Origin of the sequence: Aeromonas sp. s3, from assembly GCF_040907805.1 — a bacterium.
GTDB classification, from domain to species: domain Bacteria; phylum Pseudomonadota; class Gammaproteobacteria; order Enterobacterales; family Aeromonadaceae; genus Aeromonas; species Aeromonas dhakensis.
The window spans coordinates 425,069-443,143 of the sequence record NZ_JBFOCQ010000033.1 but is presented as its reverse complement, the minus strand read 5'-3'; the positions used below and the strand labels follow the sequence as shown (position 1 = coordinate 443,143).

Annotated in this window: 14 protein-coding genes; 6 read left to right on the top strand and 8 right to left on the bottom strand. The window is 64.1% G+C overall.

Annotated features, from left to right (window positions below):
• Nucleotides 1–46: 46 nt before the first annotated feature.
• The gene (locus AB5Y98_RS20225) at nucleotides 47–1,690 is read right to left on the bottom strand and encodes an electron transfer flavoprotein-ubiquinone oxidoreductase (RefSeq protein ID WP_368232740.1); all 1,644 of its coding nucleotides are present in this window, start codon (nucleotides 1,688–1,690) and stop codon (nucleotides 47–49) included.
• A 123-nt stretch (nucleotides 1,691–1,813) separates the two neighbouring features.
• Between AB5Y98_RS20225 and AB5Y98_RS20220 the strand changes: the two genes are divergently transcribed.
• From AB5Y98_RS20220 to aroG, 5 genes are all read left to right on the top strand, one after another.
• Nucleotides 1,814–2,563 (top strand): electron transfer flavoprotein subunit beta/FixA family protein, encoded by a 750-nt coding sequence (locus AB5Y98_RS20220; RefSeq protein ID WP_042050562.1) that lies wholly within the window; start codon nucleotides 1,814–1,816, stop codon nucleotides 2,561–2,563.
• Nucleotides 2,564–2,663: 100 nt separating this feature from the next.
• Nucleotides 2,664–3,590 (top strand): electron transfer flavoprotein subunit alpha/FixB family protein, encoded by a 927-nt coding sequence (locus AB5Y98_RS20215; protein ID WP_368232738.1) that lies wholly within the window; start codon nucleotides 2,664–2,666, stop codon nucleotides 3,588–3,590.
• Nucleotides 3,591–3,813: 223 nt separating this feature from the next.
• Complete coding sequence (gene serC / locus AB5Y98_RS20210) at nucleotides 3,814–4,902, top strand: 3-phosphoserine/phosphohydroxythreonine transaminase (protein ID WP_368232736.1); 1,089 nt, start codon at nucleotides 3,814–3,816, stop codon at nucleotides 4,900–4,902.
• A gap of 172 nt (nucleotides 4,903–5,074) precedes the next feature.
• Complete coding sequence (aroA, locus tag AB5Y98_RS20205) at nucleotides 5,075–6,358, top strand: 3-phosphoshikimate 1-carboxyvinyltransferase (RefSeq protein ID WP_010633771.1); 1,284 nt, start codon at nucleotides 5,075–5,077, stop codon at nucleotides 6,356–6,358.
• Between the two features lie 213 nt (nucleotides 6,359–6,571).
• Nucleotides 6,572–7,627 (top strand): 3-deoxy-7-phosphoheptulonate synthase AroG, encoded by a 1,056-nt coding sequence (aroG, locus tag AB5Y98_RS20200; protein ID WP_279484257.1) that lies wholly within the window; start codon nucleotides 6,572–6,574, stop codon nucleotides 7,625–7,627.
• A gap of 96 nt (nucleotides 7,628–7,723) precedes the next feature.
• Here aroG and AB5Y98_RS20195 read toward each other — a convergent pair whose 3' ends face one another.
• Entirely contained in the window at nucleotides 7,724–9,319 is a 1,596-nt protein-coding gene (locus tag AB5Y98_RS20195; RefSeq protein ID WP_026080109.1) for a methyl-accepting chemotaxis protein, read from the bottom strand.
• A 261-nt stretch (nucleotides 9,320–9,580) separates the two neighbouring features.
• Here AB5Y98_RS20195 and hutW point away from each other — a divergent pair, with 261 nt between their 5' ends.
• The gene (gene hutW, locus AB5Y98_RS20190; protein ID WP_368232735.1) at nucleotides 9,581–10,951 is read left to right on the top strand and encodes a heme anaerobic degradation radical SAM methyltransferase ChuW/HutW; all 1,371 of its coding nucleotides are present in this window, start codon (nucleotides 9,581–9,583) and stop codon (nucleotides 10,949–10,951) included.
• A 74-nt stretch (nucleotides 10,952–11,025) separates the two neighbouring features.
• Here hutW and xseA read toward each other — a convergent pair whose 3' ends face one another.
• From xseA to AB5Y98_RS20160, 6 genes are all read right to left on the bottom strand, one after another.
• The gene (gene xseA / locus AB5Y98_RS20185) at nucleotides 11,026–12,390 is read right to left on the bottom strand and encodes an exodeoxyribonuclease VII large subunit (protein WP_368232733.1); all 1,365 of its coding nucleotides are present in this window, start codon (nucleotides 12,388–12,390) and stop codon (nucleotides 11,026–11,028) included.
• A gap of 106 nt (nucleotides 12,391–12,496) precedes the next feature.
• Nucleotides 12,497–13,426, bottom strand: coding sequence for a DMT family transporter (locus AB5Y98_RS20180; RefSeq protein ID WP_368232732.1), 930 nt, complete (start codon nucleotides 13,424–13,426; stop codon nucleotides 12,497–12,499).
• Nucleotides 13,427–13,564: 138 nt separating this feature from the next.
• Entirely contained in the window at nucleotides 13,565–13,984 is a 420-nt protein-coding gene (locus AB5Y98_RS20175) for an ExbD/TolR family protein (RefSeq protein ID WP_368232731.1), read from the bottom strand.
• The gene (locus tag AB5Y98_RS20170) at nucleotides 13,984–14,739 is read right to left on the bottom strand and encodes a MotA/TolQ/ExbB proton channel family protein (protein WP_368232730.1); all 756 of its coding nucleotides are present in this window, start codon (nucleotides 14,737–14,739) and stop codon (nucleotides 13,984–13,986) included. The genes AB5Y98_RS20175 and AB5Y98_RS20170 overlap by 1 nt, the downstream gene beginning before the upstream one ends.
• Before the next feature lie 2 nt (nucleotides 14,740–14,741).
• Nucleotides 14,742–15,545 carry an energy transducer TonB gene (locus AB5Y98_RS20165; protein WP_368232729.1) on the bottom strand — a complete coding sequence of 268 codons (804 nt, stop codon included), beginning with the start codon at nucleotides 15,543–15,545 and terminating at the stop codon, nucleotides 14,742–14,744.
• Between the two features lie 235 nt (nucleotides 15,546–15,780).
• Entirely contained in the window at nucleotides 15,781–17,649 is a 1,869-nt protein-coding gene (locus AB5Y98_RS20160) for a potassium transporter Kup (RefSeq protein WP_368232827.1), read from the bottom strand.
• Between the last annotated feature and the right edge of the window lie 426 nt (nucleotides 17,650–18,075).

The following is an 18,075-nucleotide window of genomic DNA, read 5'->3' as shown; positions in this document are numbered from 1 at the left end:
GCACAGGTCTGCACAGGTCTGCACAGGTCTGCATGGGCCGGCCTTGTTACATATTGGGATAGTTGGGGCCTGAGCCTCCCTGCGGCGGCGTCCAGACGATGTTCTGGCTCGGATCCTTGATGTCGCAGGTCTTGCAGTGGATGCAGTTGGCCGCGTTGATCTGCAGGCGGGGCTGGCTCTCCGAGCCCAGGATCTCGAACACCCCGGCCGGGCAGTAGCGCTGGGCCGGTTCGGCCCAGGTGGGAAGGTTGACCGCCACCGGGATCGTCTCATCCTGCAGCTTGAGGTGGCAGGGCTGATCCTCGTCGTGGCTGGTGTTGGCCAGATAGACAGACGAGAGCTTGTCGAAGCTGAGCCTGCCGTCCGGCTTGGGGTAGTCGATGGGCTGGCAGCGGCTGGCCATGCGCAGCTGGCGGTAGTCCGGCTCCTTGTCCAGCAGGGTGAACGGCGAGGAGTTAGCAAACAGGTGTTGCTCCAGCCAGTTGAAGGCGCCACCGAGCCAGGGGCCCCAGCGGTGCAGGGCGGCGCCGAAGTTGCGCGCCGTTTTGAGCTCATGGGCCAGCCAGCTCTGTTGCAGCGCGTCGCCGTATTCGGCCAGATCCCGGCCCCCTTCATCGCCGCCGCGCAGACTCATGGCAACTGTCTTGGCCGCCAGCATGCCGGACTTCATGGCGGTGTGGATCCCCTTGATGCGGGAGAAGTCGAGGGTGCCGGCATCGCAACCGATGAGCAGGCCACCGGGAAAGTGCATGCGGGGCAGGGAGTGCCAGCCCCCCTTGGCGATGGCGCGGGCGCCGTAACTGATGCGCTCGCCCCCCTGCAATGCCGCGGCGATGAGCGGGTGGTGCTTGAGGCGCTGAAACTCGTCAAACGGGCTGAGCCAGGGGTTGCGGTAGTTGAGATCGACAATCAGCCCGACCGCCACCTGATCCTGCTCCAGATGGTAGAGATAGAAGCCGCCCTGGCTCTTGTCTTCCTTCCCCTCGGAGAGTGGCCAGCCGCTGCCGTGCAGCACTTGGCCCGCTTTGCCCTGACCTGGGGAGAGCTGCCACAGCTCCTTGAAGCCGATGGCGTAGTGCTGCGGCTGGGCGCTGTTTTCCAGATGAAAGTCGGCGATCAGCTGCTTGCCGAGATGGCCGCGCGCCCCTTCGGCAAACAGGGTGTAGCGACCGAGCAGCGCCATGCCGGGCACATGATCAGCTTTCGGATTGCCTGCCCGATCCAGCCCGAGATCGCCGGTGATCACACCCTTGACCCGTCCCGCTTCCATGATGAGTTCGCTTGCGGTAAAACCCGGGTATATTTCGACTCCCAGCTGCTCGGCCTGCTGACCGAGCCAGCGACAGAGGTTGCCGAGGCTGATGATGCGGCTGCCCTCGTTGTGCATGCGCGGCGGTACCGCCCAGTTGGGCAGTTGCAGGGCGCGGCTGTCGCTTTGCAGCAGGTGCACCTGATCGTCGTTGACCTCGACCCCGAGCGGGGCCTGTTGCCAGCTCTCTGGCAGCAGCTCCTTGAGGGCGACGGGATCCAGCAGGGCGCCGGAGAGCAGATGGGCGCCGATCTCCGCCCCCTTCTCCAGCAGGCAGACCGACAGCTCGGCATTGTGTTGTTTGAGGGCGATGGCGGCACTGAGTCCCGCCGGGCCGCCACCGACGATGACGACATCAAATTCCATTGCTTCGCGTTCCATCTTGCCTCTGTGCTCGACTTGGCCTAGGGTAGTGCTGGTAGTTTACGTAAACGTAAAGTAAATGTAAGCAAAAAATGTGAGGGTTTTCATGGATTCACTCAACAGAAGCGAGGGATGCGCGTCATGAAGCTGCTGGTCGCGGTCAAGCGGGTGCTGGATTACAACGTCAAGGTCCGGGTCAAGAGCGATGGCTCAGACGTGGAGCTGGCCAACGTCAAGATGGGGATCAACCCGTTTTGTGAAATTGCGGTGGAGGAGGGGGTCAGGCTGCGCGAAGCCGGCGTGGCATCCGAGCTGGTGGTGGTGACCTTCGGCCCCGAGGCGGCGGCCGAACAGCTGCGTCACGCCCTGGCGCTGGGGGCGGATCGGGCCCGCCATTATGTGACCGGCGAGACCCTGACGCCACTCACCGTGGCGCGCGCCCTGCAACAGGTATGCGAGCAGGAAAAGCCCGATCTGGTGCTGCTCGGCAAGCAGTCCATCGATTCCGACAACAACCAGGTGGGCCAGATGCTCGCCGCCCTCAATGACTGGCCGCTCGCCACTTTCGCCTCCGCCATCAAGCTGGTGGAGGGGGAATTGCAGGTGACCCGCGAGATTGACGGCGGCCTCGAGACCCTCGGCATGGCGCTGCCGGCGGTGGTGACCGTGGATCTGCGCCTCAACGAGCCGCGTTTTGCCTCGCTCCCCAACATCATGAAGGCCAAGCGCAAGCCGCTCGAGAGCGCGCCCTTCGCCGCCCTCGGCGTCGAGCCGGCCGGCCAGACCCGGTTGCTCGGGGTGATGGCCCCCGCTGCCCGCAGCGCCGGCATCATGGTGGGCTCGGTGGACGAGCTGCTGGACAAACTCAAGCACGAAGCGAAGGTACTCTGATGCTGCCAGCAATCAACAGAACCCCGCCCGCCGGCAGCAAGCTCGGGGCCGTGGTGGGCACACAGGCTGGGACATCAACGGACGATAGCAAGGGGCAGTCATGAGCGTATTGATCATTGCCGAACATCATCAGGGCCAGTTGGCCGACAACGTGGCCCGTCTGGTCACCGCTGGGGGCCAGCTGGGCGGCGAAGTGCATCTGCTGTTGCTGGGGCAGGGGCTGACCGAGGCGGGTGAGCAGGCCGCTGCCCTGCAGGGGGTGAGCCGGGTGCTGCTGGCCGAGCACCCCATGCTGGCGGAGGGGCTGAGCGACGGAGTCGATCCGCTGCTGGCCCATATCGCGCGGGATTATCAGCACTGTCTGATGGCCGCCAGCACCCAGGGCAAGGATCTGCTGCCGCGGGTGGCGGCCAGGCTCGGAGTGGAGATGCTCTCCGAGGTGACCGGCATCGAGGGGCCCGACACCTTCCTGCGCCCCATCTACGCGGGCAACGCCGTGGCCCGGGTGGCGAGCAGTGCTCCCATCAAGGTGCTCACCATCCGGCCCACCGCCTTCGCCAAGGCGGCGAGCGGCGGCCAGGCAGAGGTAGAACGGTTGCCGGTGAGCGAGGTGACTTGCCGTACCCGCCTCATCGAGCGGCGCGCCGTGCGCTCCGCCAGACCCGAGCTCGCGGCGGCGCGGGTGGTGGTCTCCGGCGGGCGGGCGCTCGGCTCCAAGGCGCAGTTCGCTCTGATCGAAGCGCTGGCCGACAAGCTGGGCGGCGCGGTGGGCGCCTCGCGGGCGGCGGTGGATGCGGGCTTTGTCGCCAACGATCTGCAGGTGGGTCAGACCGGCAAGGTGGTGGCGCCTGAGCTCTACATCGCGGTCGGCATCTCGGGCGCCATCCAGCATCTGGCGGGGATGAAAGAGTCCAAGGTGATCGTCGCCATCAACAAGGACAGTGAGGCCCCCATCTTCCAGGTGGCCGACTACGGGCTGGTGGGGGATCTCTTCACCTTGCTGCCGGAGCTCACCGCCAAGCTGTAACCTGATGAAAAAAGGGGGCCTGGGGCATTGAGCACCGGCAGGCGCTCATTTCCATGCATGTTCTCTGCAAGCCCTGACCCGTTCAGGGCTTTTTCTGCCAAGAGCTCTGGCTGCGGGTCGGCAAAAGGTTGAGCCAGCTCCCAAAAAGCCTTTGATCCGGGGGCTGCACTTGTGTAAAACCAGACAAGTCACCGATCACACTCATCCACTCACGGAAAGCGTCATGAGCAAACAGATTTACAACTTCTGCGCCGGCCCCGCCATGTTGCCGGTCGAAGTCATGGAGCGCGCCCAGCGCGAATTTTGTAATTTCCAGGGGCTGGGAGCCTCGGTCATGGAGCTCTCCCACCGTGGCAAGCCCTACATGGCGGTCGCCGAGAAGGCCGAAGCCGATCTGCGCGAGCTGCTGGCGGTGCCTGACAACTACAAGGTGCTGTTCATGCACGGCGGCGGCCGTGGCCAGTTCTCCGCGGTGCCCATGAACCTGCTGGGGGACGCCAACAAAAAGGCCGACTTCCTGCTGACCGGGGTCTGGTCCCAGAGCGCGGTGGATGAGGCCAAAAAGTATGGCGACATCCAGACCTTCCAGGGTGTTGCCAAGAACGAGCAGGGGATCTCCCACCTGCTGCCGACCCCGGCGTTTCGCGCCGATGCGGCCTATGTGCACTACTGCCCGAACGAAACCATCGACGGCATCGAGATGTTCGACATCCCGGCCACCGGCGAGGTGCCGCTGGTGGCGGATCTCTCTTCCACCATTCTCTCCCGTCCCATCGACGTGAGCCGCTTCGGCATCATCTATGCCGGCGCGCAGAAAAACATTGGCCCCTCTGGGCTGGCCATCGCCATCGTGCGCGACGATCTGCTGAACCAGGCCCGCGCCGATGTGCCGTCGATCTTTGACTACCAGCTCACCGCCAAGAACGACTCCATGTTCAACACCCCGCCCACCTACGCCTGGTATCTGGCCGGGCTGGTGTTCGAGTGGCTGAAAGAACAGGGTGGCCTCGAGGCGATGGAAGCGCGCAACAAGGCGAAGGCCGATTTCCTCTACGGCTATCTCGACCAGTCGAGCTTCTATGGCAACCAGGTGGATGCCAGCTGCCGTTCGCGGATGAACATCCCGTTCCAGCTGAAAAATGCCGAGCTGGACAAGCTGTTCCTAGCCGAATCGGAAGCCGCCGGCCTGCTGGCGCTCAAGGGACACCGCATCGTCGGTGGCATGCGCGCCAGCCTCTACAACGCCATGCCGCTGGAAGGGGTGAAGGCGCTGGTCAGCTTTATGGACGGCTTTGCCAAGCGCCACGGCTGAGGCGTTTTTTCCCCGATTGCCGACGCCGGGGACTCCCCGGCGTCTGTTTTTTCCCTGATGCCGGACCGGCCGCCCCCGCGGCCCGCTTTTGTGCCACGTGCAGTCTTGCCGAGCAGGGCGCGGGCTGCTAACGTCCGGTCAGGTCAATTTTTTGAGATCGTACAGGAAGTCTATGAATTCGTTGCGTTTGGAACCCATTTCTCGTGTGGCCGGTGAGGTCAATCTGCCCGGCTCCAAGAGCGTGTCCAACCGGGCCCTGCTGTTGGCAGCCTTGGCCCGTGGCACCACCCGGCTCACCAACCTGCTCGACAGCGATGACATTCGTCACATGCTGGCGGCGCTGACCCAGCTCGGGGTCAAGTACAAGCTCTCCGCCGACAAGACCGAGTGCACCGTGCACGGTCTGGGCCGCAGCTTTGCAGTGAAGGAGCCGGTCAATCTGTTCCTCGGCAACGCTGGCACCGCCATGCGACCGCTCTGTGCCGCCCTGTGTCTGGGCTCCGGCGAATACACCCTGGGCGGGGAACCGCGCATGGAAGAGCGTCCCATCGGCCATCTGGTGGATGCCCTGCGCGAAGCGGGCGCCCATATCCAGTACCTGAAGAAAGACGGCTATCCGCCGCTGGTGGTGGATGCCAAGGGGCTGTGGGGCGGTGATGTCCATGTCGACGGCTCCGTCTCCAGCCAGTTCCTGACCGCCTTTTTGATGGCGGCGCCGATGGCGGCGGGCGATACCCGCATCCACATCAAGGGGGAGCTGGTCTCCAAGCCCTACATCGACATCACCCTGCACATCATGAAGCAGTTCGGGGTGGTCATCGAGCACGACAACTACAAGCTGTTCTACATCAAGGGCAACCAGAGCTACGTCAGCCCCGGTGACTTCCTGGTGGAAGGGGATGCCTCCAGCGCCTCCTACTTCCTCGCGGCGGGCGCCATCAAGGGCAAGGTGCGGGTCACCGGCATCGGCAAGCACAGCATTCAGGGCGACATCCACTTCGCCGACGTGCTGGAGAAGATGGGCGCCCGCATCACCTGGGGCGATGACTTCATCGAGGCGGAGCAGGCGCCGTTGCATGGCATCGACATGGACATGAACCACATCCCCGATGCGGCCATGACCATCGCCGTGGCGGCGCTGTTCGCCGAGGGACCCACCTCGATTCGCAACATCTACAACTGGCGGGTGAAGGAGACCGACCGCCTGCATGCCATGGCGACCGAGCTGCGCAAGCTGGGTGTCGAGGTGGAGGAGGGGCGTGACTTCATCACCGTCACCCCGCCAGCGCAGCTCAAGCATGCGGCCATCGATACCTACAACGACCATCGCATCGCCATGTGCTTCTCGCTGGTGGCGCTGTCCGATACTGCTGTCACCATCAATGATCCGGGTTGTACCTCCAAGACCTTCCCGGACTACTTCGACAAGCTGGCCAGCATCAGCCAGCGTGCATGAGTCAACCAGGCCCGCCTCGCTGCGGGCCTGTTTCTTTGGGCTGTCCCGCTCTGCTACCCCCCTCTCTTTATCCTCGCCTAGCAGCATTATTCAAACTTGCAAGGTAGGTTAAGAAAATTCCTTATTCGATAATGTAATTTTCTATTTACACCGCTGCTTGTGCGGGCTAGATTGAAGTCTCTTTATCGCAGTCATCTAGCAGGAAGCCTTGTCATGCAGCATCAAACCGACGACGTTCGTATTAGTGAAATCAAAGAGTTATTACCCCCGGTTGCGGTGCTTGAGAAGTTTCCGGCCACCGAGGTCGCATCCAATACCGTCTTTGAATCCCGTCAGGCCATCCATCAGATCCTGGCCGGTGAAGATCAGCGCCTGCTGGTGGTGATCGGCCCCTGTTCCATTCACGACCCGGCCGCCGCGCTGGAGTACGGCAAGCGCCTCAAGGTGCTGCGTGACGAACTCAAGGGCCAGCTGGAGATAGTGATGCGGGTCTATTTCGAGAAGCCGCGCACCACGGTGGGCTGGAAGGGGCTGATCAACGACCCTTACCTCGACAACAGCTGCCAGATCAACGATGGCCTGCGCATCGGTCGCAAGCTGCTGCTGGATCTCAACGACATGGGGCTGCCGACCGCCTCCGAGTTCCTCGACATGATCACCCCGCAATACGTGGCGGATCTGATGAGCTGGGGCGCCATCGGGGCCCGCACCACCGAATCCCAGGTGCACCGCGAGCTGGCCTCCGGTCTCTCCTGCCCGGTGGGCTTCAAGAACGGCACCGACGGCACCATCAAGGTGGCCATCGATGCCATCGGCGCCGCCAGCGCGCCGCACCACTTCCTGTCGGTGACCAAATATGGCCACTCCGCCATCGTCGCGACCCGGGGCAACCCGGACTGCCACATCATCCTGCGCGGCGGCCGTGAGCCGAACTACAGCGCCGCCCACGTGGACGAGGTGGTGAAGGGGCTGGACAAGGCCGGTCTGCCGCAGAAGGTGATGATCGACTTCAGCCACGCCAACAGCAGCAAGCAGTTCAAGAACCAGATGCTGGTGGCCGAGGACGTGGCCGGTCAGCTGCGTGCCGGCAGCCGGGCTGTGTTCGGCGTCATGGTGGAGAGCCACCTGGTGGAGGGTCGTCAGGATCTGGTGGAAGGGTGCGAACTCACCTTCGGTCAGAGCATCACAGATGCCTGCATCGGCTGGGCCGACACCGAGACCCTGCTGCGCAATCTGGCCGATGCGGTGGCCACCCGCAACGCAGGTTAATTTCGGCCAGGCCGCGCGCCAGCCCAACAAGACGCAAAACAAAAGCGCGACCCTGGGTCGCGCTTTTTTATTGGCCGCCGCGGGCGGCAGGCATGATCACCAGCGGTAGGTCTTGAGCAGCTGCTCGAGCTTGCGGCACTGCTCCACCAGCTGGACGCTGGCGAGATTGGCGGCGTGAGCCTGGCCCAGGGTGTCATTGGAGGTGTTGCGAATGTCGCTCACCGAGCCGTCCACCTCGCTGCAGACCCTGTCCTGCTCCTCGGCGGACTGCGCCATCTGGGCGTTGAGATCGTTGATGCTGCTGATGCGGCCGATGATGTTCTGCATGGCGGCCAGGGTCGCCTCCGTCTTGTGGATGCTCTCGTCCGCCTTGGCCTTGGCATCCCCGATCACCGACACCGCGCTCTGGGCCTCGTTCTGCAGGGCGGCGATCATCTGGGAGATCTCCTCGCTGGCGGCGCGACTGCGGTTGGAGAGGGCGCGCACCTCGTCGGCCACCACCGCAAAGCCGCGGCCCTGCTCGCCAGCCCGGGCCGCCTCGATGGCGGCGTTGAGGGCGAGCAGGTTGGTCTGATCCGCAATGCCTTTGATCACCTCCAGCACCCCGTCGACCGCCAGGCAGCGGTTGTCGAGCTGCTGGATCACCCTGTCGACCCGCTCGATCTCCGCCGACATCTCGCCCATGTCGTTGATGGAGTGCTGGGCAAGGCGACTGGTGTTGGCCGCATCCTGGTTGGTGAGGGCGGAGAGCTCGGCGCTCTTGCGGGCGTGTTCGCGCACCTCGTGGGAGCTGGCGGCCAGCTCGCTCACGGCGGCGGCCACCTGTACCGTCATGCTCTCCTGCTGGCGGGCCGAGCCTTCGGTCTGGGTCGCCACCTGGCGGATCTGGTTGGACTCCTGATAGAGCTGGTGGGTGGCGCTCTCCACCTCCTGCAGGCTGTGGCGAAACCCCTGCACCATGTCGCTGACGGCGCGGGTCATCTCGCCCAGCTCATCCCGGTTGGGATTGATCAGGGGGAGAGAGAGATCCCGCTCCTTGGCCATGCGAGTCATGGCCAGCTGCAGATGGCGTACCGGCCGCTTGATGTAGCGTTGCAGCACCCAGCCCAGCAGGCCGAAGCCCAGCCCGAACACCGCCACCAGGCTGCCGCTCAGGATCAGGTTGTTGCGATGGATCTCGCCAAAGGTGTGGCTGAGATCGTAACTGATGCGCACCGCCCCCATGACGGTGCCTTCCGCCACCTGATGGCAGGTGGTGCACTGGGTACCGCGGTACTCCTTGTAAGCCTTGAAGGGCTTGATCAGGGTGAGCTGGTTGCCCTGCTGCTCGAGAATGGTCTCGCCTTGGTTGATGGCACGCTCGTCCAGCTTGTCTTCAATCTGCTGATCCGGATGGCCTGGGCCGAACAGGCTGGTCACCGCCGGGGCGCGGATCAGACGGGCCTCGACGATGCCGGCCTCGCTCTTGAGCTTGGTCTGCACGATCTGGCGATTGGCGATGGCCCCCGTCATCATCAGCACGTTGAGCTGATCCATGTAGGTGTTGGCGGCGCTCTCCACCTTTTCACCCGCCAGCCGGATGGCGAGATCCCGTTGCAGCCAGGCGGAGAGCTCGAAGCTGAGGGCGAAGGTGCAGCCGATGACCAGGGCGAGGGGGAGAAAGATTTTCCAGTTCAGAGACAGATTTTGCATCGTTGGCAGGTCCATGCGCAGGTGAGCGATCGTCAATGGTTGATGACTCTCCCCGCGTTTGCTCATCAGAACGGGGGAGATGGTTCTCTATCGGCTCACCCTACCTCATCTTGAGTAAATTAACTGTTAACTGGATCCATGATAGAGGTTAATGGTGCGTAGCAAACGAGGGCTGTTCGTCGTTGAGTTGATCCAGCACAAATTTGGCATTTATTGATAGTGGTTATCATTTGCATTATTTCACTCGATAGCCTGCCTGCGATGACACCACTGCTGACCCCGACCATGACCGGTCTTGCCACCCCGGATCCCCTCAAGTTCGCCTTTGGCGCCAAGACCTCGGCCCACGCCAGTCGCGGCGGCATGCGTCCGCTCACCCTCGACCATGCCGACTGGCAAGCCTGGTGGCGCCGCGAGAGCGAGGCGGACGAGCGGGCGCTCTATATCCACATCCCGTTTTGCCGCAAGCGCTGCAGCTTCTGCAATTTCTTTGAAAATGGTGCCAACCCGGCCTGCATCACCCGCTATGTCAACGCGCTCTGCGGCGCGCTTGCCAAGGCGGCCGAGACCCCCTTCACCCAGAGTCGCCCCTTCTCGGCCGTCTATGTGGGGGGCGGCACGCCGACGGACATGAGCGCCGACGAGCTGGCGATGCTGGCCGCCGCCATCTGTCGCTTTCCTTTGACTTCGGATGCGGAGGTGACCCTGGAGGGGCGCCTCAACGGTTTTGATGATGCCAAGTGGCACAGTGCGCTGGCGGGCGGCTTCAACCGCTTCTCGTTCGGGGTGCAGAGCTTTGATACCGAGGTGCGCCAGGCGGCGGCCCGCTTCGACGACCGGGAGACCCTGCTGACCCGGTTGGGGGAGCTGACCCGTCACGACGACGCGGTGATCGTGGCCGATCTCATCTTCGGTCTGCCGGGCCAGGATGATGCCGTGTGGCGTCAGGACATCGCGGACGTGATGGCGAGCGGGGTGCACGGGGTGGATCTATATCAGCTCATCGCCATGGCCGGCACCCATCTGGCCCGTGCCGAGGCGAAGGGCAAGCTCGGCTGGGCCGCCGACGGCCAGCAGCGGGTCAGCATGTATGCCTATGGCGCCCAGACGCTGGAGCAGGGGGGTTGGCAGCGGCTCTCCTGCAGCCACTGGCGGTGCGGCGAGGCCGAGCAGAGCCGCTACAACCAGATGGCCAAACGCGGCGCCGAGATCCTCCCCTTCGGGGCCGGGGCTGGCGGCAACGTGCATGGGCACGGCCTCATGTATGGCCGGGATCTGGCGCTCTGGCACGAGGCGCTGGCGGCGGATCAGCGGGCCCCCGGCATGGTGATGGGGCGCAATCCCAATGGCCGCCTCGATGGTCTGCTGCGCGGCGCGCTCGACAGCGGCTGGTTGGCGCTGGCCCGTTTGCCGGCGCCGCTGCGGGCACATCTACAGCCCTTGTTCGAGGCCTGGCAGCATCATGGGCTGGCAACGCTGAGCGAGGTGCGGCTCGAGCTCACTCTGGCGGGGCGCTTCTGGAACGTCAATCTGCAGGCAGGGTTGTTTGAATACTTGCAGCTCAACCCGCTGGCGGGGTCGGGTACGGCGCCTGCCGATCCGGCGCAGGCGGTGCGCCATTCGCTGGTGTGAGTGCGCTGGCCGAGAGGGCTGTGCAATGAGGAGATGATAAACAAGGGGGGCACCTGATGTGCCCCCCTTGTTCGTTATGGCTGGTGGACCTCTTCCACCCGCACCCGCAGCTGCCCCTCTGCAAGCTGGGTGACCAGCGTCTGGCCGGCATCGGCCTGGGCGGCGCGGCTGATCACCTCACCGCTTTGGGTGCGGGTGATGGAGTAGCCTCGGCCCAGGGTGGCGAGCGGGCTCACCCCGTCGAGGCGGGCACTGAGCATGGCGAGGCGGTGGCTAGCAAGGTCTTGGCGTTTGGCGATGAGGGCATGGAGGCGCTCCTCGGCCAGCTGGTGGCGGCGCTTGCCGGCGGCCAACAAGCGCTCCGGGCTCTTGCCCTGCAGGCGCAGCTCCAGGTTGGCGAGGCGCCGCTCCCCCTGATGCAGTCTGTGGTTCATCAGCTGCTGCAAACGGGCGGAGAGCTCGTCGAGGCGCTGGGATTGCTGCTCCAGCCGCCGCTTCGGATCCTGATGGTCGAGCCGCTTTTGCAGCAGGATGAAATCGTGGCGGGCAGCGGTCTGCTGGCGGTTCATCGCCTGCAGCAGTTGCTGCTTGAGATGGGCGAGGCGCAGGGCGCGGGCGCTCTGATCCGGCGCCACCAGCTCGGCCGCCGCCGACGGGGTCGGGGCGCGCAAGTCGGCGGCAAAGTCGCTGATGGTGACATCCACCTCGTGGCCCACCGCGCTCACCACCGGGATGGCGGAGTGGGCGATGGCACGCGCCACCGCCTCTTCATTGAAGCACCAGAGATCTTCAAGCGAGCCGCCGCCGCGCCCGACGATCAGCACATCCACTTCGGCGCGGCGGTTGGCCAGGGCAATGGCAGAGACGATCTGGCCGATGGCGGCGCTGCCCTGTACCTGGGTCGGGTAGATAAACACCGGCAGATCCGGTGCGCGGCGTTTGAGCACCGTCAGCATGTCGTGGAGGGCGGCGCCGGTGGCTGAGGTGACCAACCCCACGGCGCGCGGTTCGCGCGGCAGCGGCCGCTTGTGCCCCTCGTCGAACAGCCCCTCGGCGCCGAGGCGGCGCTTGAGCTCCTCAAAGCGCAGCGCCAGCACGCCATCGCCCGCCGGCTGCATCGACTCGATGATCAGCTGGTAGTCGCCGCGCGGCTCATAAAGCGAGACCCGCGCCTGCACCAGCACCTGCATGCCGTCCTGCGGGCGGAAGGCCACCCGCCGGTTGTTGCCCTTGAACATGGCACAGCGCACCTGGGCCGACATGTCCTTGAGGGAGAAGTACCAGTGGCCGGAGCTTGGCATCGCCAGGTTGGAGAGCTCGCCGGTCAGCCACACCAGCCCCAGATCCTGCTCCAGGATCATGCGCACGGCGCTGTTGAGGCGGGTGACGGTAAAGACCTGCTGTTGTCTGCTTTGACTCGGTTCGTTGCGGTAGTTCAAGGCTGGTCCTGCGCTGTGTGCCCCGCCTTGGGGCGGGGGCATAAAACAATGGCGCCATCTTAACGCAGTTCGGGGCGAACGCCGAGCGGCGCTGGCCCTGTCGGGTTCAGCGTGCGTCCGGATCCTGAGGCTGCGCCCGGGCCTGAACGGCCGGGGGGCTGGCCTGGCTGGTTACCAGCCAGACCGAGAGGCAGGCGACCAGGCCCCCCAGCACGAAGCCCTGGTTCAAGGTCTCGCCCAGCACCAGCGCGCCCCACAAGATGCCAAAAGGAGGAATGAGGAAGGTGACGGTGAGACTGCGCAGCGGGCCGATATCGGCGATCAGTCGAAAATAGAGCAGATAGGCGAGGGCGGTGCAGACCACGCCGACCGCCAGCACGCTGGCCCAGGCTGTGGGCACGGCCCAGTCGACCGCGGGGCCGGTCGCCAGCTGGTAAGCGAAAAAGGGCAGCAGGAACAGGCTGGCACCCAGCTGGCTGCCAAAGGCCACCAGCTTGGCATCGAGTCCGCCGCGATGGGTGATCCAGCTGCGGGTGAGAAAGCCGGCGAGGCCGTAGCAGGCGGTGGCAAACAGGCAGGCCAGCACCCCGGGCAGCAGATGCCCACCGGCACTCACCTCGCCGGTGGTGGTGATGAGGCTGATCCCGATCACCCCCAATACCACCCCCAGCCATTTGCGCCGATCAAGGCGCTCGTTGAAGCAGGAAAAGCCGATGAGGGCCCCCATCAGCGGCGTGGTGGCGTTGAGGATGGCCGAGTAGCCGGCCGGCAGCCAGAGGGCGGCGATGGCGTACATCAGAAACGGGATGGCGGAGTTGATGACGCCGAGCAGCATGGCGGACTTGAGCTTGCCCTGAAACCCCATGGGGGCGCGCAGCAGCAGGAGCATGACGGCAAGCCCGATAAGGGCGAACAGCACCCGCAGGAAGGTGGTGTTGACGGAGCCAAACGCCGGTGCGGCGATGCGCATGAACAGGAAGCTGGCGCCCCAGATGGCGGCCAGCAGGAGCAGGCGCCCATAATCGGCAGGTTTCATGGTGTCGTCCTTGAGGTGATGGTCGCCAATATTGGCGCTGCATCGGCATGATGCTGACAAGGTGCCTGTGCTGGCAACTGCCAGGATGGCAGCAGGGCGTCCATGCCCTGGCGTACCGGTGTGTGGGTGACGGGAGCGTTACGGCTCCGGCTGGCTCACGAAGGCAATCTTGTGCAGGCCGTGCTGGGAGGCCTGGGCCATCACCCTGGCGATGATGCCGTACTCCACCTTGCGATCGATGCGCAGCTGGATCTCGGGCAGCTCCCCCTCGGCCTGGCCGGCGCTCTCCATCTTGGCGAGCAGGGCGGTCTCATCGACCTGCTGATCGTTCCAGTAGATCTTGCCGGCGCCATCGATGGCGAGGTTGATGTCCTGCTTGTCTGGCTGGTTGAGCTGGCTGCTGGCCTCTGGCAGCTCGAGCTTGACCGCGTTGGTGAGCAAGGGGGCGGTGATCATGAAGACGATGAGCAGCACCAGCATGACGTCGATCATCGGGATCATGTTGATCTCGGAGAGGGGTTGATCGGCCCCCTCGTCCGACAGTTTGCCAAATGCCATCAGCCGCGCCCCTCTCTGGTTTTCCGCTCCATCAGCGGAGTGACCTTGGTGGTGGCGACCTGCTCGCAGCCGGTCACCAGCAGGGTGAACAGATCGTGGCCAAATTCCTCCAGCGCCGCGAGCCTGAGGCGATTGCGCCGCACGAAGAAGTTGTAGATGAGCACGGCCGGCAGGGCGACCGCGAGGCCGAAGCCGGTCATGATCAGCGCCTCGCCCACGGGGCCGGCGACCTTGTCCAGACTGCTCTGACCGGCGGCGCCGATGGCCAGCAGGGCGTGGTAGATACCCCAGACGGTGCCGAACAGCCCGATGAAGGGGGCTGCCGAGCCCACCGAGGCGAGGAAGGCCAGCCCCTGTTCCAGCCGCACCCGCTCCTGGGTGATGACCCGGCGCATGGCGCGCAGCAGATATTCATCCGGCGAGCCCAGCTTGCAGCTGACCGCACGCTCCTCGGCCCGGTTCAGCTGGGCCACGGCCGCCAGCGCTGCGCCGGTCAGCCGGCCATAGGCCTCCTGCGGCGGCAGGTGGGCCAGCTGACGCTCCATCTCCTGCACGCTGTCGTGCTGCCAGAAATCGGCGACGAAGCGGGCGTTGAGGCGTTGTTCCCGCTGCGCGAGGTAGCCCTTGAGCAGGGCGTAGTAGCAGGTACCAAGGGACATCAATACCAGCAGGATGAAGGGGATCAGCCCCACACCGCTGTTCTGGCTGAGCAGGTGGGCGATGCCCATGCCGTTGCTTGCAATTTCAGGATCCATGTTCAAGCCCTTAATTTGAAAATGATGGTGACGTTTGCCGAGGCCTCGACGGCCACGTTGTTCTGTTTGGCAGGAATGAATTTCCAGCGGCTGACGGTCTTGCGGGCCGTCATGTCCAGCCGCCGATAGCCGCTGCTCTTGTCCACCTCCACCGAGGCGGCGGTGCCCTCGGCCGTCACCCGCACATTGAGGATGACCCGCCCCTCTTCTCCCCGTCGTCTCGACTCATAGGGGTATTGGGGCTCGGGGTTGTTGAGCCGTGCATCGCGGGCGATGGGGGCGCTGTTGCCCGCGCCTCCGCCAGCCTTGTGGGCAGGACTCTGACTGGCACTTCCGCCGCTCATCTGTGCGGTCGTTGCCGCCGTCGCAGGGGCGGGCGCAGTGACCGGCGGTTGCGGACTGCTCATTGGCATGACCTTGGCGGGCTGCACCGGCGGGGGATTGTGTTTAAGCGGTTTGACCACCGGCGTGACGCTTTTCTTGACTGGCTTGAGCGGCGGTTTTTTGGGTGTCGGCAACGGCTTGGCTTTTTGCGGCACTTTTTGTACTTGCTGCACTTTTTGTACGTGCTGCGCTGTGGGAGCAGGGCCGGGGGCCGCCTTGGCTGGCGCGTCATTGGTTGCGGCCTCGCCAACCCAGCGGGCCGACAGGGTCAGCGGCAAGGGCGGGGTGATGGGCGCAGGCTGGTGCGCATAGAGCCACCAGAAGGAGGCAAGATGCAGGGCGATCGCGATGGCAAGGCAAACGAGACGGGCGGCGTCGGGATCGTTGGCGGGCAGTGCTGGTCTCGGGCTGCAGGCGTCCATCACTGGGCTCCCTGACGAGTCTTCATATACATACTCAAACGGCTGGTGTGAAGGCGCCCGAACCGGCGCCGATGCCGCAAGCTTGCCCGACGAATAGCTCATCAAACAATAACTATTATCAATCGTGTTTTAATCGTAACAGGATGAAAAACCTGGGGATAAGCATCGATACTGGGCCCCTTTGCCACCTCACAGGTTGCAACGCCGCCTTCTGGTAATGAGTGGTGGCAGCGGGTTACAGCTCCAGCAATACCCCGAGCTCCACCACCCGGTTGGCGGGAATATGAAAGAAGTCGGTGGCCTTGAGGGAGTTGCGGTTCATCCAGACGAACAGGCCCTCCCGCCAGCGCGCCATGCCGGGCAGATCTGTGCTGACCAGGTGCTCGTGGGAGAGGAAGAAGGAGGTCTTGGCCATGGTGACTTTCAGATCCTCCTGGGCGCAGGCCTGGAAGATCTCCTCCATGGAGGGCACCTCCTTGTAGCCAAAGTGGGCGACCACCTGCCAGAACCCCTCGCCAAGGTGGGTGAGCTCGATGCGCTCCTTGAAGGAGAGCCAGGGCTCGTCCTTGATCTGAACGGTAAGGAAAATGACCCGTTCGTGCAGGATCTTGTTGTGTTTGAGGTTGTGCAGCATGGCGTGGGGCACCACCTGCACCGATTTCGAGAGAAACACTGCGGTGCCGGGTACCTGCAGTGGCGGGTCTGCCTGCATGTTGTCGACAAACCCTTTCAGCGCCAGTGATTTGTGTTCCAGCTTGTCGAGCACCAACTCCCGTCCGCGCTTCCAGGTGGTCATCACCAGGATGGCCAGCAGCGCGAACAGGATGGGGAGCCAGCCACCGGCCAGAAACTTGGTGGTATTGGCGGCAAAGAAGGTGACATCGACCAGCAGCAGCGGCGCGCACACCAGCGCAATCAGCCAGTGCGACCACTTCCAGCGGCGGGCGGCCACCACCATCAGCAGCAGGGTGGTAAGCGCCATGGTGCCGGTCACCGCGATGCCGTAGGCGGCCGCCAGGTTGCTTGAACTCTGGAACCAGAGGATGACGATGACAATGCCCCCCAGCAGCAGCCAGTTCACCAGCGGCAGGTAGATCTGGCCTATCTCGTGCTCCGAGGTGTGGCGGATCTCCTGGCGCGGCAGGTAGCCGAGCAAAATGGCCTGGCGCACCACCGAGTAGGTGCCCGAGATCACCGCCTGGGAGGCGATGACGGTTGCCAGGGTGGCGAGGATCAACAGGGGAAAGGCCAGCCAGGAGGGGGCGAGCAGGTAGAAGGGATTTTCGATGGCGGCGGGATTGCGCAGCAGCAGGGCTCCCTGGCCGAAGTAGTTGAGCAGCAGGGCCGGCATCACCAGGGAGCCCCAGGCCAGCCGGATGGCATCACGGCCAAAGTGGCCCATGTCGGCATAGAGCGCCTCCGTGCCGGTGACGCAGAGCACGACCGCCCCCAGGGTGATAAAAGCGACCCCCGGTCGGCTGACCATGAAATCGAGGGCGTAGAGCGGATTGACGGCCTGCAGGATGGCGGGATTCCGCCCGATCTCATAGGCCCCGAGCGCCGCCAGCACCCCGAACCAGAGCAGCATGACCGGGCCGAACAGGCGGCCGATGCCGGCGGTGCCGTAATGCTGCACCCCAAACAGGATCACCAGTACGGTGAGGGTGATGGGCAGCACGAAGGGCGCCAGCTCCGGGGTGATCACCTGCAACCCTTCGACCGCCGAGAGCACCGAGATGGCGGGGGTGATCACCGCATCCCCGATGAAGAGCCCGACACCGACCAGACCCAGCATCATGAGCAGGGCGCGCGGCTTGGCAGGGAGGCGGCGGGAGGCCAGCGAGGCGAGGGTGAGGATCCCCCCTTCTCCCTTGTCGTCGGCCCGAAGCACCAGCAACACATATTTGAATGAGACCACAATCATGATGGTCCAGAAGAAGAGGGAGACGATGGAGAGGATCCCCGCCGGCGTGGGTTGCAGGCCCAGGTGTCCGGCGAAGCTCTCCTTGAGGGCATAGAGCGGGCTGGTGCCGAGATCGCCATAGACGACCCCCAGTGCCGCCAGGGTTATGGCCATACGCCCTTGCGGGTGTCCGTGATTCATCATGAAATTCCATTTCAATTCAGAATGTTAATCATGATACGCAGGCGCCGGCTCAAAGCAAACCCGCGCCGTGAAAAGGTCACGTCGCCTGAACGTACCGGCCCGGGGAAACCAGCCCGGATGCGGCGCTGTCCGGTTAAGCTTTTGAGGGACTTGCCAGGGGCGAGTGACCCGGTTTGCGAGGGCGCTCGACAGGTGCCAACGGGTCTGCAACGAGGGAGGGGGTGCGGGGCTGCCTGAAAAAATTAAACGGGGGCTTTTTTGCATAAAACCGCAATGAGGCAACTCTTTTGCCTGCAAACGGCCGTTTTATGACGAAAATTGTTGGGTTTTTAGCGCCTTGGCGGCTGAAAAGGTCAAAACGCCATAAAAAATTCAAAAAACTTCTTTACCAGTGACCAATGCGTGAGTAAACTTCGTCGGCAA